1 protein-coding gene is annotated in these 622 nt (G+C 29.6%); it reads left to right on the top strand.

Translation table 11 applies throughout. From position 1 onward, the window contains the following. Positions 1-44: 44 nt before the first annotated feature. The coding region (locus A9G30_RS01475) for a 4'-phosphopantetheinyl transferase family protein (protein WP_065587816.1) at positions 45-622 on the top strand (578 nt) is incomplete at its 3' end.

Genomic DNA, 622 nt, shown 5'->3' with positions numbered 1-622 from the left:
TACTGATTATTTAATTTCTATAGCATAGAGCCATAATATATTTTATGAAAGATATAGTTGATGATATAAAATTAAAATTATCCATTCAAGCTCATTATAATGTGTTCCCGTTCATCAATGATCCTAATCTATCATTTTGTTATTTCACTTTTAATAATAATCCAGAGATCAGCACATTCTTTTTAGATTCAATTGAATGGCCCGAAAATATAAAAAACTCGCTAAACAAAAGGAAACTTGAATTCTTATTAGGACGTTGTTGTGCTTATGAAGCTTTATTTAATTTAGGTAATAATGCTGATTTTTTAGCCAGAACTAAGGACGGAGTTCCTATCTGGCCAGATGGATTTGTCGGTTCTATTTCACATACTCATGGTGAAATTCTAGCACTTGCAACTAATCAACAACATTATTTAGCTGTAGGGATTGATATTGAAAAAATCATATGTGAACAAGACGCATTTGGTTTGATTAATTTGGTATTAAATTCAGATGAGAAAAAACTGATTCTAGGCATGGATGTACAGGAAATGCTAATTGTTATAACATTAATATTTTCTGCCAAAGAAAGCTTTTATAAGCTTATTAACAAAGCATCCGAAATTGTTCTAGATTTCAATGT

Source organism: Gilliamella sp. Fer4-1 (genome assembly GCF_001690515.1).
GTDB classification, from domain to species: Bacteria; Pseudomonadota; Gammaproteobacteria; order Enterobacterales; family Orbaceae; genus Gilliamella; species Gilliamella apicola_C.
The sequence above is the reverse complement of the archived record's forward strand: the minus strand, read 5'-3'. Positions and strand labels throughout refer to the sequence as shown.